The sequence below is a fragment of the Parachlamydia acanthamoebae genome, assembly GCF_000875975.1.
Classification (GTDB): Bacteria; Chlamydiota; Chlamydiia; order Chlamydiales; family Parachlamydiaceae; genus Parachlamydia; species Parachlamydia acanthamoebae.
Genome location: NZ_BAWW01000066.1, coordinates 23480 through 44031 on the forward strand (window position 1 = coordinate 23480; position 20552 = coordinate 44031).

Consider the following 20552-nt stretch of genomic DNA (forward strand, 5'->3'; position numbering starts at 1 on the left):
GTTATTCATGGTAATTTGATCAATCTCACATATTTAAAAATTAAATGGCAGAGATAGAGACGAAGGAATTTATGAAGGAAGGATCAAAGTTTTTTTAGATCCTCACAAGAATCTTAATCTCTTGCATCTACTAAGAAAACAAAAGTATTAAAACCTAAGCGCATGGCTGAAGTCAATGTCCCAACGATTGGAATAATGCGAAAAATATTCACGATGATTCTTTCTAAATCAGAATTTAACGCTGAAACAGCTTGCTTATTCAACGTTTTTTTCTTCAACTGAATTTTTGCCATTCTTTCTGCATCAACACCAATCGACTGCATCCACAGTAGACTGTGCTTACGAATTAAAATCGAAGTATGCCAAAACAATTTTGCACAGTTTAAAGGAACACCAACTCCTCCAACGAGCTGCTGAGAAACAGGAAGAATACTTACCACATCTCCTATACAATCTAATGTTGTGTACTGCTCAAACATAGTACAACCTCCAAAAAGTTTTTTGTATGGGATACGTAAATTAAGCATGACAAAATGTCAACCCATTTTATTTCAATCTCGCATAAGACGTAATCCATTAAGCCCAACAAGTACAGTGCCGCCTTCATGCAAAATTACGGCTAGCCAAAGGGGAATAAATCCTAATAGGGCAGGCAAACTGGCCAGTACAATGGCTAATCCTGCAAGCGTTAAATTTTGTCGCACAATTTTTTGAGTTTGATGAGCTTTCCCAATCAACCAGTTCAGCTGTTCGATGTTATCCTGCAACAAGACAATATCCGAGGCATCGATTGCACTTGTACTTCCCACTTTCCCCATACAAATTCCGACAGTTGCACGCGCTAACGCAGGAGCATCATTAACCCCATCTCCAATCATGGCAAGCCCTTTTGACTGAGCTAATTGAGAGACGTGCCTAAGTTTATCTTCGGGCGTCAGGTCAGCATGATATTCCGAAATACCTAAATCATCTGCCACACGCTTTGCACTAGCTTGGTGATCCCCCGTCAACATCACTAAAAGCAAATGCCATTCTTCTTTAATCTTTTGCAATGTTTCCTTGATCAAATCGCGTGGGGTGTCCCGAAAACGTAAAAGAAAAACATCTTGCCCGATCAATAGAACCGCAATAAGCTCTCCTTTTTGTTGATGCTCTGCAATTTTGGCTTGGAGCATCTGCACTTTATCTGCAGGCAAATGAGGTAGCATGTATTCAGCACGTCCTAAATAAGTTTTCATTTCCCCGTTAGAGCTTGAAATATAAGCTTCCAATCCATATCCAGGAACGCTTTTGAAGGCACTGATTGGCAAGGGAGAAGCCTTCGTTTGATGACCATGTTTTAAAATGGCTTTAGCTATTGGGTGGACGGCATTCATTTCCAAGGTATAGGCCACATTAAGGGCCTCTTCAAAAGCATGGGTAGTCTGCCCGACGGGCTCCATTGCTTCAAATGTTAAATCCCCTGTCGTCAATGTGCCCGTTTTGTCAAAAGCAATCGCCGCACATGAAGCTAAAGCATCTAACGAAAGGCCTCCCTTAAGCAAAATTCCCCGACGCGCACAAGCACTTATTGCACTTAAATAAGCGATGGGAATGGCAATAATCAGAGCACAAGGTGAAGCCGCGATTAAAAAGGCCAGCGCCCGATAAATGGAGCCTTCCATTCCCAAAAAGGGTAGATTTAACAGCCAGGGCAAACTGATGGCAAAAAGAAAGGAGACTAAGATAATAGTAATGGCATAGCGACGACTGACCGCATCAAACCAGCGCTGCAATCTCGGTCGAGCTTCTTGCGCTTGGGTCACTAATTGAATGATTTTAGACAAGGTCGAATCGTTGCTTGTATGAGTCACTTCCAAAGTCAAAAACCCATCCAGATTACGCGCTCCAGCCGGCACCGAATCCCCCACTTTTTTTGTAATAGGAAAATTCTCACCCGTTAAATGCACTAAATTGACAGATGAAATCCCATCAATGACCTTGCCATCTAGCGGAACAATTTGGCCCGCTTTAACGAGAATGCGTGTTCCGACCAGAATTTCTTTGACAGATCTTTCAATTAAAGTTCCTTTTGGTGTCACCACACAAGCCAGTGTAGGAGAAAGCTTATATAAACTACTCATGGCCCCTTTGGCTTTCGTTGTCACCGCATCTTCCATAGATCCCGACAAAGCAAACAAAACCAAAAGCAAGCCCCCTTCCATCCCACTTCCGATTAAAATAGAGGAGAAAGCCGCCAGTGTCATTAAGATATCAATATTAATATCCAGATCAACCAAATCTTCCAAAGACTCAATTAAGGCTGGAATACCCGCTAAAAAATACACGGATACAAGCAAAATATGGGAAATAGGCTGTAAATGCGCATAAAAGGAACAAATAAAAGCAGCGGCCAACAAAAATGCAGCACAAATGGAGGCTTTTAATGTGAGATTAATTGCCCAAGATCTTGATTCTGGAGTCAGAAAAGGGCTGGCGGATTCCTGTTCATCAAAATCAAAAAAGTCATCAAACACAACAGGACGTTTTAAATGTGCAGATTCTGCGGGAATAGAAGGATGCATGTATCGATCAACCTAAAACATAGGGGATTAAAAAGTAGAGAAAACCAGCGCTTAAGCAGAAAAGGCCTAAATTCCATACGATAGCGGGGATATAACGATTGCCAATTTGATAAGCCGCGTAAGCTGAAGCCACACCACCAACAACAAAGCTTCCAACTATCAGGCCATAATAGGGGACTAACCATTCAGTCAGCAAACAAATCGTAGCGCCAAGAAGAGCTCCCACCAGAGCACCAACGCCCTGCATCAAAGGATGTTCTGTTTTTTCTAGGGATAGACCCAATTCCTCTTCAACCATCACACGTAGGAGACGATCTCCATCGGCCATCAAGACATCCACAGCATCCTCTAATAGCTGACCATCAAATCCTTTCGCGGCGTATAAATCTTTAAGCTCTTCTTTCTCTTGTGCTCGATTGTGTTCAATTTCCCATTTCTCTTGCTTAAGCACCCGGTGTAACCGCTCAAGCCTTGACCAACCAAGCCAAGCGCTACGCCCTGCTTTCCAGATCGCCCAGGATAGAGCAAAAATGAGCAGTAATTTCCATGTTGTGCCCAGATACAATCCGCTTTTAAATAGCACAATTCCAAGGAGTAAAAGCCCTAGCGCCATTTCTCGTGCGGCATCTGTTCCCGCGGATAAATGACCTGGCATTTCTACCCCGTGAATTTCAGCAGAAGCCATTAATCCTTCAGCCTGCGCTTCGACAACATGGTCAATGGCATCTTTTCCTTTAAAGTGGGAGGGAGACTTATTATCTGGCATCGCTATTTTCCTACTTTTTCCATTTTTCGCATCTTTTGACTATACCTAATCTCTTGAATAAATTGATAGAAACCTCTTGGAAATCTCAGTCAATCAAAACAAAAAAAATGCCTATTCAGCAAAACCTCAAAAAGACAAATTTTAATTTGATTTTAAAATTTTGAACCCGCAATGTGACGTTTAATTGACAGACAAAAAATAGCGATGGGGTATAGACGGTGAAAGGACTTTTTTGGTGTCAATATGTCTTGGGGATCGGCCATCTTGTCCGAGGCTTACGCATATGTCAAGCGCTTACAAAGCATTTTGATATCGATTTTTTTCAAGGAGGAAGGGATGTTTATCTATCCTTCGATTCCCCTCGTTTCAATAAATTCATTCTTCCTGCTATTTCAAATATTGACCAAGACCCAATTGTTGGGGTTCTCGCTTCCAAACGCAATATTTTTAGTACTTTCGAAGCAAGAAGACGTTTAATTCGTTCGCTATTAGAAGAAACCCAGGAACCTTACTCCTTTTTCTTTACAGATTCCTTCCCCTTGGGAAAATTAGCCTTTACGGAAGAAATTTTGGAAATTATAGACATTCTCAAAAAAGCTAATCCCCATTGTCTAATCATCAGCTCAGTCAACGACGTCTGTTATAATGGAGGAGGAAATTGTAAAGAAGCAGGTGATATTTTACATAATTTCTATGACTATCTGTTTGTCCACTCAGATCCTAATTTTGTCCGCTTAGAAGAAACCTCAAGTGTCGTACGAGAGTCCCAAAATCAAATCTTTTACACAGGCTACGTTGCAACACCACCTCCAGAGCATATCCCGAAAGAAAAATCCAAAAAAATTCTGATATCTGCGGGTGGCGGAGCTGTATGTTCTGAGCTTTTGCACGCAGTTGCGCAAATCACGATTTTCTTTCCCGATTATGAATTTAACTTTGTCTTAGGCCCTAATTCTCCCAAAACGATTCATCATGATTTGCAAGTGATGCAAAAAATGCTCCATCCCTCCAACATCCAAATCTCCCATTTTTTACCGAATTTTACCGAGCATTTAAGTCGCAGCGCTTTATTGATCACTCTTGGAGGAAGCACTCTTGCAGATATGTGTCAGACACGTACACCTGGTCTTGTCTATCCTTATGTATCACCCAAAACGCGTGAACAACCTTTTCGAGCTCAAAAATTTGCAGAAAAAGGAGTTGTGACTGTGTTAAGCGCTGAAGATTTAAAACCAGAAAGATTAATCAAACTCATTCGAGATCGAATTGCGACACCGTTCCCCGACATTCAAATCAATGGGAATGGTGCAGAAAATTCAGCTAAACTATTACTTGAGCTTTTAAATAAAAAATGAAAATCTTTTTTCGTGATGATGATTTAGGATGGAATCGAGAGCGCTTTCAAAAGCTGCTCAATCTTTTTGCTTCTCATCAAACAAAGTTAAATGTCGCTGCTATTCCACGCAGTTGCGAAGAGCTTTATCTTCCAAAAACTTTTGCAGATCAACAAGATATTCTTCAAATCCACACACATGGCTATGCGCACGTCAATCGTATCCCCATTGGCAAACGTTGTGAATTTGACGAAACCCGCTCACTGGAAGATGTTGAAAAAGAAATGGGCGAGGGGAAAGAAATCCTGGAAAAGCTATTTCCAAATCTCTATTTTCCTGCTTTTACCCCTCCTTGGAATAACCTTCCGGATAAATTCGTACCTACTTTGATTAAGGTCGGATATAAAATTTTGTCTCGAAGCGATGCTTCTCACACAACGCCTGCTGTAGGCATTCAAAATCTGGACGTCGCATTAAGCTTACATTCAAGTAAACGCAAGTTATATATTCCTCATACATTCATTCTTGACGAAGTGAGGAAAAGCTCCTTACATCCCTATGGAATCCTCTTACATCATGCCATGATGGATGATTTAGATTTTTCTTTTCTCGATCTGTTATTAAAAAAATTGAATGAGGAAAACGTAACGGCATACTTCTTCAGTGAGCTGCAAACATGAATCCTATTGATTATGTCCTCATTCTTTGTTCTTTTGTTTTATTTCCTTTAGTCAACAGAGGCATTCTGTGCTTTTCAGGCGATCTCACTAAGTTACATTCAGAATCTGATCTTTTTAGAGCGCAGACCGAAAAACACCTAAGCAAAATCGACGATATTTTTTTTTATCGATGGGTTCCCCCCCTTTTTTTAACTGGATTGAGCGGTATATTTTGGCCGTTTTTTAACTGGCAGACATTTGATGACACAGAAATTGTGCGATTTTTTATTGTTTTCATCTGCGCCATTATCACCTGGAAAGCAGCGACGTTAGATCGCGATCTTGTCACGGATAAGCCAAGCATCCCATCCCGCTTAGCTTTAATAGGCGCCTTATGTGGTGTCTATTTTTACCCTGGATTCATTGTGCTATTCATCTTTCTCGCCATCCATTATAACCGCTCCTGGTATCATCACCAGCTTATGGCTCTACGAATATTGCAAATGTTTGCCTCTTTAATCGCGACAACAGCCTTAATTAATGGAATTCAATTTTTCTTGCGCACCCCCTACCCTCCACACTTGGCAGTCCCTATGTTTCTCTTTTTATGGGTGATTGCCGCCCATTACTTTTATTCGGGTGTGGCAAAAATGAAGTTGGGCAAACATTGGTATAGCTGGGCCATGGATAATCGGATTCACTACCTAGCCATTTCAGCTTATCTTTGGGGATGGATGCGTCAACAGAATGTTCAAACTAGATTACAATGGATTCAAAAAATCGCTCCTTATGATCGTCTTTTTCAATTTGGCACGCTCTTTTTCGAGTGTGGATGGGTTGTCTGCGGCTTTTCCTCCCTATTGGCTCAAATATGGTGTTTCCAAGCAATCCTTTTTCATTTTCTGGTGTTTGCCTTGTCGGGAATCTTTTTTTGGCAGTCGATTTTGATCCATTTTGCCTTTATGAACATTCTCCATTTTCTTCCTTTCGAGGCTTCAAGTGCCTTATTTAAACCGTGGAATGCGGTTATCTTTGCGCTTCTTTTGATTTTCCTCTTACCTAAAAAAATCCTTTGGAATGCACAGAAGTTGGCTTGGTGGGATTCTCCTTTTGAAGGCCGTGTACACTGGTATGTTGTCGGGAAAAGTGGTAAACGTTATGGGCTTTACAATAATTTTATGGATCCGCATGAACGGTTTTTTGGACGCCATACGCCATTTTTTTTGATTCCACATCCGATGTTCCATGGGCACCTTGGAGAGGTTAATTCGCTTGAATTAAGGGATGCTATTATTGCCTCAAATGGAGATCCAAGAAAAATTGAAATGATCAGAAAACAATGCGGATATTACGTCTATCATCCGGTTTTAGAGAAGGCTCACGATGATTATATCAAGCAGTTTTTTTTGAATTTTAATGCGGGAAAAACGAAACAGATTGTCCCCAAATGGCTCAAAGCCCCTGGAGGTCAGTTTTATTACTGGGGTCAGTTGCCTCCATTTAAGGGACAAGAGCCGGTAGCCCAAGTGCTTGTCTTTTTCAAAGAAGAGTATTGCGATGGGAATAAAATTATTGTGGTGAATGACAATCTTTTAAAAGTGATCCACATTTCATAATGAATAAGGATACCCGATGAGAGGACTTTTTTGGTGTCAGTATCTTTTGGGAATAGGCCACCTAGTACGAGGGTTACGTCTGTGCCAAAGCCTTGTGCAAAATTTTGATATCGATTTCCTTCAGGGTGGTCGAGAGATCCATCAAACCCTTCCATCCCCTCGTTTTCATAAAATTCCTCTTCCTGCTATTTCCCACATCCCTAGTGCGGTAGAATCCTACGAATATATCTTAAAAAAACGACGTGATTATCTGGAGGCATTTTTAACACTTCCTTATCAGTTCTTTGTTTCTCAATCCTTTCCCATGGGAAAACACGATTTTAAGAATGAAGTTTTAGATATCATCTCGCGTGTAAAAAAAATCAACCCAGATTGCCTAATCATTTGCTCATGCTTAGATTATATCCCCACGGATTCCAAACAAATCGAATCGATTTATCCCATCCTTGATCGCTATTATGACAAAGTCTTCATTCATTGTGATCCGCAAATTCTCAATCTCCATGAAACATCCTCGCTAGCTCAAAAGCTAGGGAATAAACTTGTTTACACAGGCTACGTTTCCAGTGGTCACGCAGTACCACAATCGACAGGCGAACGGTTAAAACGCATTATGGTGACGATGGGAGGAGGATCTATTGGGGGAGAACTCCTGCGAGCAGCCGCAGAAGTTTCGATTTTTTTTCCTGATTATGAATTTTTGCTAGTCATTGGACCCCAGGCCCACCCAAACTTGGCAAAAGATTTATGGCAATTTCAACAGATCATTGGAGGCAATATCCGCATTGTTCCTTTTCTTTCAAATTTCACAGAGGAATTACAGAAATGTGCACTTTCGATCAGCTTAGGAGGGAGCACGATTATTGATTTGTGTGAAACCAAAACACCAGGAATTATCTATCCTTATCCTTCAAAATTCAGCAAGCAACGGATACGTGCAGAACAGTTTGCACTTAAAAACATTCTGCAGGTGATTTCTCCAGAGGAGTTAGCTCCCGATCGGTTACGTAGAATTATTGAAAAAGCTTTGAATTCCTCTTTTCCCACTATCGACATCAACCTCAATGGCGCGGAAAATATGCGTCGAGGCATTCAAAGCCTTATAGAAAAACAAAAAAAAGCTAAATTTATTTCTTAGCTGTAACGGCGGCTGTTAGGTCAGCTAAAACTTGATCTGTATCGTGAAGACGTGCAGTCCCTGGCCCCCCTAGACCACTCATGTCCGGCGTACTAGAATAAAGCCCTAAAACATTCTCATGTTGCCCATAATCCTCCAGCTTCTTGAAGACCTCTGATGATTGGCTGATCACTAATAAAATGATCTTTGCATGAGAATTATTATGTTTGAGATCTTGAATAAATTTTTCAAACTTTAAAAAATCCTGAATTCGGTCATTTATCACAAAAGGGAAAATGATATTTTTTTCTTGGGTTACTTGAATGGGTCTATACTCAACAGCTTTAGAACCAGTCAGCTTTTCAAAAATCTTCCCTAATCCTTCTATGCGATTAAAGAATGGAGCATCACTAGGATCCTGCACATAGACAACAGCCGGAGGCAGAGTTTCTCCTCGTTTTTCTTCATTTCGGACTTCAGGATTTTTTGTGACAGAAGAAGCTCCAAAGTCTCTCCCTTTAGGATTTTTTACAGGAACAGAATTGGTCGATGGTTTTTGAACATTTTTGCAGATCATTTCAATGGCTTTTTGAAATGCGTTCTTTTTTAGATATCCAGCAAATTCCTGTGGATTCGAAGCCTCTTTTTTGTGTCGATCTAACCAGTTAACTAAACTATTACGGTTGACATAGACAATTTTTGAGTTAGAATCGGTTATTTTTGTGACTACTCCAATCAACCTTAGAAACCCAGGAATCGCGCCCCATAATTTAACCGGAAATTTATAATAACGAACCCCACTTTTTCCTGTGTTTGGATCCTTATCATCTTCTGCTGTAAAAGAACCGAAATAGCAACGATTTTGATCAAATGACACTTTCATAAACACCCCTATTTTATTATATTATACCAATAAATAAGCATTATTGTTAATTAACAATCCCATATACAAATACTTTACAATTAAAAATAAATATCACTGCTCGATTTTGCCTTTCTGAGGCTCTCAAAAATAAAAACATGCTTGCTGGATTTGAGAAAGGCAGCTACAGTGTAGGAATTAATCCCATTTAACAATAGCTGGAGCCCTCCATGGAGAAAAAGATTTTAGACCCCAATCTTAAACAAATTCTAAGTAAGATCGCGAACACGATCCGCGGATTATCGATGGATGCTGTTCAAAAAGCCAATTCTGGACATCCAGGACTTCCCATGGGTTGCGCAGAAATTGGGGCCTATTTATGGGGACACACCCTTCAACAAAACCCCAAAGATTCCAAATGGATGAATCGTGACCGCTTTATCCTTTCCGCCGGTCATGGATCTATGCTTCTTTATTCCTGCTTGCACTTAGCTGGCTACCAAGTCACCCTCGAAGACATCAAAAATTTTAGACAACTTCACTCTAAAACTCCAGGTCATCCTGAATCTCTCGATACAGATGGTGTTGAAACAACAACGGGTCCGCTCGGCCAAGGATTAGGAAATGGCGTTGGACAAGCTTTAGGTCTAAAACTTTTGGAAGCCCGCTTTAATACGCCTAAGCAAAAAATTCTGAACCCTAAAGTTTTTGTTTTGATGGGTGATGGCTGTGTCATGGAAGGTGTGACTTCAGAAGTTTCGGCATTCGCGGGACACCTTCAACTCGACAATTTAATCGCCATCTATGATGCAAACCATGTCACACTGGATGGTCCTCTCCAGGAATCTGGCTCCGAAAATACGTTTGAACGGTATAAATCCTATGGATGGGATGTGTATGAAATTGATGGCAATGATTTAGATGAACTACATACAACCATTTCGCACATCAGAGAAAATCAAACAAAACCCACGCTCATTATTGCCCATACAATCATCGGGAAAGGCTCTCCACATAAAGCAGGGACATCTCAGGCCCACGGCTCACCTCTTGGTGTAGAAGAAGTTAAAGCGTCAAAAATTGCTTTAGGGATTCCTGAAGAGCCTTTTTTTGTTCCACAAGCTGTTTACGATTTCTTTAAAGTAAGACAAAAGCAACAAGCTCAAGTGGAAGAGGATTGGAAAAAAGAATTTGAAGAATGGGCAAAAACAAATCCTCAGCTTTTAAAAGAAATGGAAATCATGATTCATAAAAAGCTGCCAGTTAATCTGGAAGAGCAACTGAAAGCTATAGAAATCAAGAGTCCTGTTGCGGGCCGAAAAGCGTCCCAAGTTGTTTTAGAAAAATTGGCAGATCTTCTTCCCTTCCTCTATGGTGGTTCAGCGGACTTGTCGGTATCCGATTTAACAATGATTCAGCAATTCCCGATTGTCACACCAGGCAACTTTAAAGGACGCAACATCAAATTTGGAATCCGCGAATTTGGAATGGCAACAATGGCAACGGGGATGTCGCAAACGGGAATGATCATTCCTTTTGTCGGAACATTTTTAACATTCTCCGATTATATGAGAAATGCCATCCGCTTAGCTTCTTTGATGAGACAACAGGTTATCTACCAATTCACACACGATTCGATTTTCTTAGGAGAAGATGGTCCAACACACCAACCGATTGAACATCTGGCGGCTTTACGCGCAATGCCACAATTGCATGTGATTCGCCCAGCCGATGCCAATGAAGTGCGTATGGCATGGATTGCAGCGCTCAATTATAAAGGACCGACAGCTCTCATTTTATCAAGACAAAATCTTCCAACACTTGATTCCACAAATGTGCCTTATTCGGAAGGTGTTGCAAGAGGTGCGTACATCATCAAGAAAGAGGTCTCTTCTCCTCCTAACTTTACACTTATCGCAACAGGTTCTGAAGTTTCCCTAGCGCTAGATGTGTCCAAAGAACTAGAAAAAATTGGTAAATCCGTGCGAGTCATTTCTATGCCTTGTTGGGAACTTTATGAAAAACAAAACCCAGAATACAAAGAGTCCATTTTTGGTGGAGATCTTGGTCAAAGGGTGAGCATCGAAGCAGGGGTAGAGCAAGGATGGCATAAATATATTGGCCGATCAGGCACTGCAATCAGCATGGAAAGTTATGGTGCTTCGGCTCCTGCTAGTGCGCTAGCAACTGAATTTGGATTTACTGTTAATGCAATCCTAGAACAAATCCTCTAAATTGAAGGACTCCATGAGCCATTCGTTTTTTCTTGATGCCCTAAACTGCAAAAATCAGGCTCGCCCTCCCGTTTGGCTCATGCGCCAAGCGGGTCGCTATATGCCTCAGTATCGAGCCATGCGAGAAAAATATTCTTTCTTAGACATGTGCCACCAACCCGAGCTGGCGACTGAAGTCACATTAATGCCAATTCAAACATTTGGTATGGATGCAGCCATTCTATTTTCTGACATTCTGGTTATTCCAGAAGCCCTCAGAGTGGGGCTTCGATTTGAAGAAACGAAAGGCCCTATCATAGAACGTCCTCTTAATACTTTAGAGGATATTCAAAATCTTCCTAACGTCCACATTCCCGAGGCCTTGAGCTACGTTTCCGAAGCAATCAAAACAATGCTTCCGCATCTAAAAGTCCCCCTTATAGGTTTTTGCGGCGCACCTTTTACACTAGCCAGCTACCTCATAGAGGGAGGATCAAGCAAAACCCTAAAGAAAACAAAACAATGGATGCTGCGAGAGCCTGCGAGTTTTCATCAACTTTTGAATCGTCTGGCTGATTTAACCGTTGATTATCTGAAACTCCAAATTGAGTCGGGTGTAAAAGCCCTCCAAATTTTCGATTCTTGGGCGCACGTTTTGGGACATTTTCAATTTCAAGAATTTTCCCTTGGATATCTCAAAAAAATCGTAGATGCACTTGCTTCGACCAACATTCCCATTATTCTCTTTTGCCGAGGTTCTTCAGTATTTGCACCCTCACTTGCCTCACTCCGACCTGCTGCCATTAGTTTGGACTGGAATAGCGATTTAAAAGCTGTGCGACAAATGCTTCCTTCCAAGATTGCCCTACAAGGAAATCTGGACCCTGACATCTTGTACGCCCCAAACCCAACAATCCGGCAACATGTCTCACAAATGCTCAAAGATATGCACCAAGACCCTGGCTATATCTTTAATTTAGGTCACGGAATTCATCCTGATACTCCCATGGAAGCGGTTCATACTTTAGTGGATTGTGTCCAAAATGACCGTTAAAAAGCCTCATATCGTCATACTCGGAGCGGGCATTAGTGGGCTCACTCTCGCATGGTCGCTAAAACAAAGACTGGGCACAAATATCCACATTTCGATTCTTGAAAAAGAAAATCGATCTGGTGGATATATGCATACACACCATCAAGATGGTTTTTTATTTGAATATGGCCCTAGAAGTTGTCGCCCGTCTGGAGCAGGATTGGAAACGCTCAAACTTATCGAAAGTTTGCAGCTGCAAAATGACATCATTACCGAAAATGTTGAAGCAAAAAAAAGATACCTTTGGAAGGATCAAACTTTACATCCTCTTCCGAATGGTTTTTTTTCATTTTTGACTTCTCCTCTTACAAAAAAAACCATTTGGCCGATCGCAAGAGAATTTCTAAGGCCTAAAACAAAAGTAGCTGACGAAAGCATTTTTTCTTTTTTTAATCGTCGCTTTTCACCCGAAATCGCTGAAACGCTCATTGATCCGCTTGTCAACGGCATTTACGCAGGAGATATTCGAAAACTTTCCATCCGATCCTGTTTTCCCCTTTTTCATGAAATGGAGCAAACCTACGGCTCGCTAGTAAAAGGATTTTTACTTTCTCCCAAAAAAAGTTATTCCTTAAGCGATTTTCAGAGTAAAATGCAAAAAACGAGTCTTTTTTCATTTCGAAAAGGGATTGAGACTCTACCAAAAGAGCTTTCGAAACACCTTACTGCTGAGCTTAAATTAAACCACACTGTTACAGCTTTGAATTTCGATCACGATGCCATTCGAATTCAGCTCAACGATAAGCGCTCACTAGAAGCCAATTATTTATTCTCCACACTCCCCTCTCATGCTTTAGTCAAGCTTACTGATCACGCCCCCTTCATCGAGCAGCTAACGTCTATCCCACACGTTCCAATTGCCGTCGTTAATCTAGGCTGGCATCAACCTATTTTGAAACAGCAAGGATTTGGTTTTCTGATTCCTTCTAGAGAAAAAGAAAAGATTTTAGGTATTGTTTGGGATTCTTCTGTATTCCCCACACAAAATGCGATTCCCAACCAAACGCGTTTAACTGTCATGATCGGAGGCGCCCTTTTTTGCCCACACCATTTTGCAACCTTAGATGCTTCACAATTTATTGCTCTTGCCTGTAAAGCCGTTGAAAAACACTTAGACATTTTTCAACCACCTGATACGTGCGCCGTTAAAATAATCCCACAGGCGATTCCTCAGTATTTAGTTGGACATCATGAAAAAGTGAAAATGATCCAACAGATCGCGGCCAACATACACCCGCATTTCCAAGTTTTAGGATCTTCTTTTTTTGGCGTTTCTGTGAATGACTGCATCAAAAAATCTGTAGACGTCGCGGATTATTTCCATAAAAATGCAAATAAAAAATCATGATGCGCATTCCATAAGAATCGTATTCCTTATAAGACATTTAAAACTTTTATTTGATTAAACGAATCTTCGTAAAATGTCTTTCAGAATTCGCTATAAGTCAAATCAGTAACTGTAAATTTTTTACAGATGGATTTGCATCCGCTCAATTTATCCCCCTCTGGTGAGAGTCATTTTTTCACTTTTAAACAGAGGGTGATTAGAAACAAAAAATACCTATATAAAAAAATTTAATCGTGTTACCATTCCACCAATCTATATTTTAAATTAGACAAATGGATGTCACATGCATTTATTTCTTACATTTAAACATTATACAAGTTTGATTTGCATATTCATTGCCTTGAATTTTAACGCTTATACAAATTTACCCATTTACCTTATTTCGTCAACGGAGTCAGATCTAGATGCCTGCATCATGAATTCTGTGAATGTCGTGAACGGGGACTATTGCGAATCTGTAGTCGATTTAGAAATTCCATACGCAGATAATTTTTGTTTAGAAAGACATTACAATGCAAGAAACTATGTGACTGGACAAGGATCCGGATGCTGGCGACTTTTTTCTCAATTTTTTCTGATCAAAGGCAACGCCCCAGAAACTCTAAAAGAGCGTACTTTTGCACAAAAATATGCTTTTGTAGGAATGCCGTCTGGCGGAATACTAAGCTTTAGTGGGACTGGGAAAGGCCCCTTAGCCATTAACATGCTTCAGGATGGGATGGGAATTGTCAATACATCGACACAGGAAATGAGTGGTAAATACAACCACCGAAATAGTCGTTTATATTGTGAGGAGAATCGATGTATTTTGCACCTTGGAGATGGGACAAAAAAAATATATGAGAAATGCGTAGAACCTTCTAATCCCATGCTAGGAGAAGAGCTACTTCCTTGCCTCGCCCAAAAAGTAGACATCCCTGAATACTTTCATTTAATTCAACAAAACTTCCCAAATGGCAATCGAGCAGTCTTTTCGTATGATGTAAATGGACACCTCAAAACCATTGAAATTCTTTCTTCATCACAACAAAATCTTTTTGATCTCCATTTTGAATATGTTTTCGATCAACAACAACCGTTTGTTACGATTACAACAAGTGATCAGCAAACAATCGAATATCTTTTTAGTTCATTTCATTTTGCTGATGGTACTGAGATTTGTGAATTGATACAAGTTACTGGAACAAACCTAAATGACAAAACATATGAATACCAAATCAAAGATCATCTTTGTTTACTTGTGAAGGAGACATCCGAAGATTTGAATTCCGTTGACATTCAATATAACCATTTAGGAAAAGTCAGCAACATTCACCATTCAGATTTTAATCAGGCTAATTCCAAAAGTCACTACTTCCTGTACGAGGATCAATATACAGATGTATACGACCATTATAAAAATCGATACCGTTACGAGTTTGATGAACGTGAACAATTACTCGCAATTATCAAATTTGACTCAAAAAATACACCCTATCAAATCGATCGGAAATTTTGGGGAAATACTGAACAAAACGTAGGCCTATTGCTAGCCAAAAGCTCATCTGATGGGGAAGATAACGTATTCGCCTACACATCTTATAAATACGATTTAAATGGAAATGTTGTTGAAGAAAGAGAATATTCCATTGATGGTGATGCTAAAATGGCGTTTTTGGATGTCGATCCACGCGGACAGCTTCTAAAGTCAAAAAATGCAAACTGTCGGATTCTTACAAAAATATATTCAAATGATGGACTTAATCTATTAATCAAAGAATTTGACTCCGAAGGGAACCAAGTTGTTAATCAATATAAAAATGGCTCCAACTTACTTTTAAAAAAAGAATTTTTCAATCAAGGGAAGCCTTACAATTGCCTTTATTACGAAGTCGATGAAAACGCCCATGTACATTCCGCTGAAAATATTCCTTCCACTCCCTCCTCTACAACTAAAAATTATTTAGCCCATCTTAATGAAAAAGCATTTGTTAATGAACTAGCGGTTATAATCACGAACCATCTGATTTCTTTAAAGTCATATGAACAACTTTTCGCAATCGATGAAATCACAAAGATTGAATATGGGCATGAATTAGCCGAAAATTTTGTCGATCTATTCAGCGGATGCAAACAACCTAAAAGAGGCCCTCCTGGTCCTGTCGGTCCAACAGGTCCCACAGGACCGAAAGGAGATCCTGGAGCACCAGGATTAATGGGAGCTACAGGTCCTACTGGGCCAATCGGTCCGACCGGCGCAACTGGAGCAACCGGAGATGCAGGTCCAACAGGCGCTACTGGTAACACTGGTGTTACTGGAGCGACAGGCGCTACCGGTAACACTGGAGCTACCGGAGCTACGGGTCCTACTGGGCCAACCGGTGCAACTGGAGATGCAGGTCCGACAGGACCCACAGGTGCTACTGGCAACACAGGCGATACTGGAGCTACTGGAGCCACGGGTCCTACTGGGCCAATCGGCCCGACCGGCGCAACTGGAGCAACCGGAGATGCAGGTCCGACAGGACCCACAGGTGCTACTGGCAACACAGGCGCTACCGGAGCTACAGGTCCCACTGGATTAACCGGCTCGACAGGTGCGACTGGTAACACAGGCGCTACCGGAACCACGGGTCCTACTGGGCCACTCGGCCCAACCGGAGCCACTGGGGCAACTGGAGATGCAGGTCCAGCAGGACCAACCGGTGCAACTGGAGCAACCGGAGGCGCAGGTCCGACAGGACCCACAGGTGCTACTGGCAACACAGGCGATACTGGAGCTACTGGGGCAACCGGAGATGCAGGTCCAACAGGACCCATAGGTGCTACTGGCGACACTGGCGCTACCGGAACCACAGGTCCTACAGGGCCAGCCGGCCCAACCGGAGCCACTGGGACAACTGGAGATGCAGGTCCAGCAGGACCAACAGGCGCTACCGGTAACACTGGAGCTACCGGAGCTACGGGTCCTACAGGGCCAATCGGCCCAACCGGTGCAACTGGAGCAACTGGAGATGCAGGTCCAACAGGACCCACAGGTGCGACTGGTAACACAGGCGCTACCGGAACCACGGGTCCTACTGGCCCAATCGGCCCAACCGGAGCCACTGGGGCAACTGGAGATGCAGGTCCGACAGGACCCACAGGTGCTACTGGCAACACAGGCGATACTGGAGCTACTGGAGCTACTGGGGCAACCGGAGATGCGGGTCCAACAGGACCCATAGGTGCTACTGGCGACACTGGTGCTACCGGAACCACAGGTCCTACAGGGCCAGCCGGCCCAACCGGAGCCACTGGGACAACTGGAGATGCAGGTCCGACAGGTGCTACTGGGGCAACAGGTGCTACCGGTAACACTGGAGCTACCGGAGCTACGGGTCCTACTGGGCCAATCGGAGCCACTGGGACAACTGGAGATGCAGGTCCAACAGGACCAACAGGTGCTACTGGCGACACAGGCGCTACCGGAGCCACTGGGGCAACTGGAGATGCAGGTCCAGCAGGACCAACAGGACCCACAGGTGCGACTGGCGACACTGGAGCTACTGGAGCCACGGGTCCTACTGGGCCAATCGGAGCAACCGGAGACGCAGGTCCGACAGGACCAACAGGTGCTACTGGAGGCGCAGGTCCGACAGGACCAACAGGTGCTACTGGGGCAACAGGTGCTACCGGAGGCGCAGGTCCAACAGGACCCACAGGTGCGACTGGCAACACAGGCGATACTGGAGCCTCGGGTCCTACTGGGCCAATCGGCCCAACCGGAGTCACTGGCGCAACTGGAGATGCAGGTCCAACAGGATCAACAGGCGCTACCGGTAACACTGGAGCTACTGGAGCCACGGGTCCTACTGGGCCAATCGGAGCAACCGGAGACGCAGGTCCGACAGGACCAACAGGTGCTACTGGGGCAACAGGTGCTACCGGAGGCGCAGGTCCTACAGGGCCAGCCGGTCCGACCGGAGCCACCGGGGCAACCGGAGACGCAGGTCCGACCGGAGCCACCGGGGCAACCGGAGACGCAGGTCCGACAGGACCAACAGGTGCTACTGGGGCAACTGGAGCTACCGGGGCCACGGGTCCTACTGGACCATCTGGAACCTCTTTACAGTTTTCTGCATCCATTTCATCATTTAGCCTAACTTCCGCCACGACACAAATCGCAGGTTGGTCGACAGCTGACCCCTATTACACAGGGACAGGATTCAACGCCACCACTGGGAATTTTACAGTTCCTTCAACCGGTAGATATGCGATTAAAGTCACAATCAACTACAACGCAACTGCGGCTCTTAGCGCTCAAATTGGCGCGGGAGTAAACCCTGCTTTCGCTATCAGAAGAACCTCTCCGACAACAACAACTTTACTTACGGGAAACATTCCGGTATTAGATGTCAATATTCTCCTTCTTCTAACTTTAAGAGTGATTTTAGGAACAGGACAGGTCGTCTTAGCAGGAGATGTAAACCTTTCACAAAATGATGTCGTCGGACTATTCTATGTTTCAAGTGGATTAACAATTAATTTAAGCTTGGGAGGTGTTAATCCCCCCGGTCTTGTATGGTCCATGCATTCGATTTAATCAGGAAAATGGTATGAAACATAGTCGCCCCATCGTCATTAAGCTTGGAACCAGCACCTTGACCCAAGGTACTAAAAAGCTTTGCCGTAAAAAAATGTTGGATATCGTACGACAAATTTCGATACTTCACGAACAAGGAAAGCAAATTGTCATTGTTTCCTCAGGAGCTATGGCTGCCGGTAGAGAAATAATGAAAGACCCCAAATTAGACCGCCTGCTCCCTCGAAAACAGATGCTTGCATCCGTAGGACAAGTTCACTTAATGCACATCTGGAGTGAACTATTTGCTTTATTCGATATTGTTGTTGGACAAGTTTTATTAACCCGTGATGATGTTTCAAATCGCAAACGATATCTCAATAGTCGTGATACTCTTCATTCTTTGCTGAAACACCATGTTATCCCTATCATTAATGAAAACGATACGGTCGCAACACAAGAAATTAGAGTTGGCGATAATGACAACTTATCTGCTCTCGTGGCCAATCTTATTGCCGCTGAATACTTGATTTTGTTAACTGACCAGGGGGGCTTATTCACAGCAGATCCTCGCCTAAATCCTACAGCCCAATTAATTCCCCTCATTGAAAAAATTGACGCAAACATTTATCGCCTTGCTGGCAAACCATCCGATGCTTTAGGCCAAGGTACGGGCGGAATGATTACAAAAATTGAGGCCGCCCAATTAGCCTCACAAAGTGGTACCTCGACAATAATTGGATCTTCAAACCATCCGGATATTTTATTAGATATTGTGGCAGGAAAATCTGTTGGGTCTCGATTTTTGGCGACTACAACACTCCGAGAAAGCCGCAAACGTTGGTTGCTTTCAGAAAAACCTCAGGGTAAAATCGTGATAGACCACGGTGCTGCAAAACATCTAATGGATGCCGGAGCAAGCCTTCTCCCTGCAGGAATTATAAAAGCGATTTCTAATTTTGAAAGAGGCAATATTATATCTATAGAATCAGAAACACACCCTCTAGCTGTAGGAATCACAAATTATTCTTCTTCAGAAATAGAAACGATAAAAAAAATTCACTCACAATCTATTGAAGAAGTACTAGGATTCAGCTATGGACCGGAAGTCGTTCACCGAGATAATATGACAATGATTAAATAATAAAAGAGTCGAGCTAACATGAAAGACCCTGCTTTTATCCAAAAAATCGGAAAAGCTTCCAAAGAAGCAGCCTATCAACTTGCCACAATCTCAACACAACAAAAAAATGCGGCCTTAAATACACTTGCAGATAACTTGCTTAAACATCAAAAAACTATATTGGAAGCAAACCAATTGGATTTGGATACAGCTCTCAATGCAGGTCTTCAAGATGCATTTTTAGATCGTCTAAGTCTTAAAGATCGTTTAGAAGGAATAGCCCATGACGTCAAGCAAGTCGCTAAACTTCCAGATCCTGTTGGGGAGATTTTTGATTCAACTGTTTTAGCAAATGGGTTGCATCTATATAAACAAAGAACTCCAATCGGTGTCATTGGTGTCATTTATGAAGCTAGACCTAACGTAACAATTGACATTGCCTCCCTTACGATAAAAACAGGCAATAGTGTCATTTTGCGTGGTGGATCGGAAACTCTACGAACTAACTTAAAGCTTGTTGAGGTTATACAGAATTCCCTTGCGGAAGCTGCTATCCCCCTAAATGCTGTCCAATTTATTGATAAAACAGAGCGTCACTATATTAAAGATCTGCTTCATGCACATGAATATATCGATTTAATTATTCCCCGGGGTGGCGTAGGTCTCCATCAATATTGCAAAGAAAATAGCATGATTCCAGTCATTACCGGTGGCATGGGTATCTGCCATTTGTTTGTCGACTCTTCAGCCGATCAATCTAAAGCCTTAGAGGTTATTTGTAATGCGAAATTGCAAAAACCTAGTGCATGCAATGCCTTAGACACGCTTTTGATTCATCAAGACATTGCCCAAGAATTTATTCCGGCGGTTTTAGAAAGGCTTGGTAAAAAAGGCGTGGTTTTTCCAGTTAGCAAAGAAACTGAGATGGCTTTAAAAAATTTGGCATTCCCAGCATGCTGCCACTTGGCTCAAGATCAGGATTGGGATACTGAATGGTTAGGCTTGACCTTGGGTCTGCACGTCGTAAAGAATCTGGAGGAAGCAATTCAGCACATTCAAAAGCATAGTCAAGGGCATAGTGATGGCATTTTGACAGAAAATGATAAACATGCCGAAGAATTTATCAAAAAAGTAGATTCAGCATGCGTTTATGTCAATGCATCGACTCGCTTTAGCGATGGAGCCCAATTTGGCTTGGGAGCCGAAGTCGCCATTAGCACACAAAAAATTCATGCACGGGGTCCAATGGCATTGAAAGAGTTAACAAGCTATAAATGGATTGCTCGAGGAAACTATCATACAAGGAAATCGTAA

The 20552-nt window shown here is 42.5% G+C and carries 14 protein-coding genes; 10 read left to right on the forward strand and 4 right to left on the reverse strand.

The window, feature by feature from the left end:
• Positions 1-113: 113 nt before the first annotated feature.
• The 3 genes from AOM43_RS09775 to AOM43_RS09785 form a co-directional block, all read right to left on the reverse strand.
• Positions 114-479, reverse strand: a complete 366-nt coding sequence (locus AOM43_RS09775) for a hypothetical protein (protein ID WP_006341400.1) — start codon at positions 477-479, stop codon at positions 114-116.
• 72 nt (positions 480-551) lie between these two features.
• Positions 552-2564 (reverse strand): heavy metal translocating P-type ATPase, encoded by a 2013-nt coding sequence (locus tag AOM43_RS09780; RefSeq protein ID WP_006341401.1) that lies wholly within the window; start codon positions 2562-2564, stop codon positions 552-554.
• Between the two features lie 7 nt (positions 2565-2571).
• Positions 2572-3330, reverse strand: a complete 759-nt coding sequence (locus tag AOM43_RS09785; RefSeq protein ID WP_006341402.1) for a VIT1/CCC1 transporter family protein — start codon at positions 3328-3330, stop codon at positions 2572-2574.
• Between the two features lie 218 nt (positions 3331-3548).
• Between AOM43_RS09785 and AOM43_RS09790 the strand changes: the two genes are divergently transcribed.
• From AOM43_RS09790 to AOM43_RS09805, 4 genes are read left to right on the forward strand one after another with little or no spacing between them, the layout of a single operon-like run.
• Positions 3549-4685: a glycosyltransferase family protein gene (locus AOM43_RS09790; RefSeq protein WP_006341404.1), complete on the forward strand. Its 1137-nt coding sequence runs from the start codon at positions 3549-3551 to the stop codon at positions 4683-4685.
• A complete protein-coding gene (locus AOM43_RS09795) occupies positions 4682-5344 on the forward strand; it encodes a polysaccharide deacetylase family protein (protein ID WP_006341405.1) in 663 nt (220 codons plus the stop codon). The genes AOM43_RS09790 and AOM43_RS09795 overlap by 4 nt, the downstream gene beginning before the upstream one ends.
• Positions 5341-6939, forward strand: a complete 1599-nt coding sequence (locus AOM43_RS09800; protein WP_059360046.1) for a hypothetical protein — start codon at positions 5341-5343, stop codon at positions 6937-6939. The genes AOM43_RS09795 and AOM43_RS09800 overlap by 4 nt, the downstream gene beginning before the upstream one ends.
• 16 nt (positions 6940-6955) lie before the next feature.
• The gene (locus tag AOM43_RS09805) at positions 6956-8077 is read left to right on the forward strand and encodes a glycosyltransferase family protein (RefSeq protein WP_006341407.1); all 1122 of its coding nucleotides are present in this window, start codon (positions 6956-6958) and stop codon (positions 8075-8077) included.
• Here the strand turns inward: AOM43_RS09805 and AOM43_RS09810 are convergent.
• A complete protein-coding gene (locus AOM43_RS09810) occupies positions 8067-8939 on the reverse strand; it encodes a hypothetical protein (RefSeq protein WP_059360048.1) in 873 nt (290 codons plus the stop codon). The genes AOM43_RS09805 and AOM43_RS09810 overlap by 11 nt on opposite strands.
• 209 nt (positions 8940-9148) lie before the next feature.
• Between AOM43_RS09810 and tkt the strand changes: the two genes are divergently transcribed.
• From tkt to AOM43_RS09840, 6 genes are all read left to right on the forward strand, one after another.
• Positions 9149-11152: a transketolase gene (gene tkt / locus AOM43_RS09815; protein WP_059360050.1), complete on the forward strand. Its 2004-nt coding sequence runs from the start codon at positions 9149-9151 to the stop codon at positions 11150-11152.
• 13 nt (positions 11153-11165) lie between these two features.
• Entirely contained in the window at positions 11166-12185 is a 1020-nt protein-coding gene (gene hemE / locus AOM43_RS09820) for a uroporphyrinogen decarboxylase (protein WP_006341411.1), read from the forward strand.
• Positions 12175-13572, forward strand: a complete 1398-nt coding sequence (gene hemG, locus AOM43_RS09825; protein WP_006341412.1) for a protoporphyrinogen oxidase — start codon at positions 12175-12177, stop codon at positions 13570-13572. The genes hemE and hemG overlap by 11 nt, the downstream gene beginning before the upstream one ends.
• Before the next feature lie 283 nt (positions 13573-13855).
• Positions 13856-18136, forward strand: coding sequence for a hypothetical protein (locus tag AOM43_RS14035; protein ID WP_275452240.1), 4281 nt, complete (start codon positions 13856-13858; stop codon positions 18134-18136).
• 13 nt (positions 18137-18149) lie between these two features.
• Positions 18150-19259, forward strand: a complete 1110-nt coding sequence (gene proB / locus AOM43_RS09835; protein ID WP_006341917.1) for a glutamate 5-kinase — start codon at positions 18150-18152, stop codon at positions 19257-19259.
• Positions 19260-19277: 18 nt separating this feature from the next.
• A complete protein-coding gene (locus tag AOM43_RS09840) occupies positions 19278-20552 on the forward strand; it encodes a glutamate-5-semialdehyde dehydrogenase (protein WP_006341916.1) in 1275 nt (424 codons plus the stop codon).

Excerpts from the sequence above, each read along its gene's own strand:
- AOM43_RS09775 (WP_006341400.1), bottom strand. The coding sequence starts at position 479 with ATGTTTGAGCAGTACACAACATTAGATTGTATAGGAGATGTGGTAAGT.
- AOM43_RS09780 (WP_006341401.1), bottom strand. The coding sequence starts at position 2,564 with ATGCATCCTTCTATTCCCGCAGAATCTGCACATTTAAAACGTCCTGTT.
- AOM43_RS09785 (WP_006341402.1), bottom strand. The coding sequence starts at position 3,330 with ATGCCAGATAATAAGTCTCCCTCCCACTTTAAAGGAAAAGATGCCATT.
- AOM43_RS09795 (WP_006341405.1), top strand. The coding sequence starts at position 4,682 with ATGAAAATCTTTTTTCGTGATGATGATTTAGGATGGAATCGAGAGCGC.
- AOM43_RS09800 (WP_059360046.1), top strand. The coding sequence starts at position 5,341 with ATGAATCCTATTGATTATGTCCTCATTCTTTGTTCTTTTGTTTTATTT.
- AOM43_RS09805 (WP_006341407.1), top strand. The coding sequence starts at position 6,956 with ATGAGAGGACTTTTTTGGTGTCAGTATCTTTTGGGAATAGGCCACCTA.
- AOM43_RS09810 (WP_059360048.1), bottom strand. The coding sequence starts at position 8,939 with ATGAAAGTGTCATTTGATCAAAATCGTTGCTATTTCGGTTCTTTTACA.
- tkt (WP_059360050.1), top strand. The coding sequence starts at position 9,149 with ATGGAGAAAAAGATTTTAGACCCCAATCTTAAACAAATTCTAAGTAAG.
- hemE (WP_006341411.1), top strand. The coding sequence starts at position 11,166 with ATGAGCCATTCGTTTTTTCTTGATGCCCTAAACTGCAAAAATCAGGCT.
- hemG (WP_006341412.1), top strand. The coding sequence starts at position 12,175 with ATGACCGTTAAAAAGCCTCATATCGTCATACTCGGAGCGGGCATTAGT.
- AOM43_RS14035 (WP_275452240.1), top strand. The coding sequence starts at position 13,856 with ATGCATTTATTTCTTACATTTAAACATTATACAAGTTTGATTTGCATA.
- proB (WP_006341917.1), top strand. The coding sequence starts at position 18,150 with ATGAAACATAGTCGCCCCATCGTCATTAAGCTTGGAACCAGCACCTTG.
- AOM43_RS09840 (WP_006341916.1), top strand. The coding sequence starts at position 19,278 with ATGAAAGACCCTGCTTTTATCCAAAAAATCGGAAAAGCTTCCAAAGAA.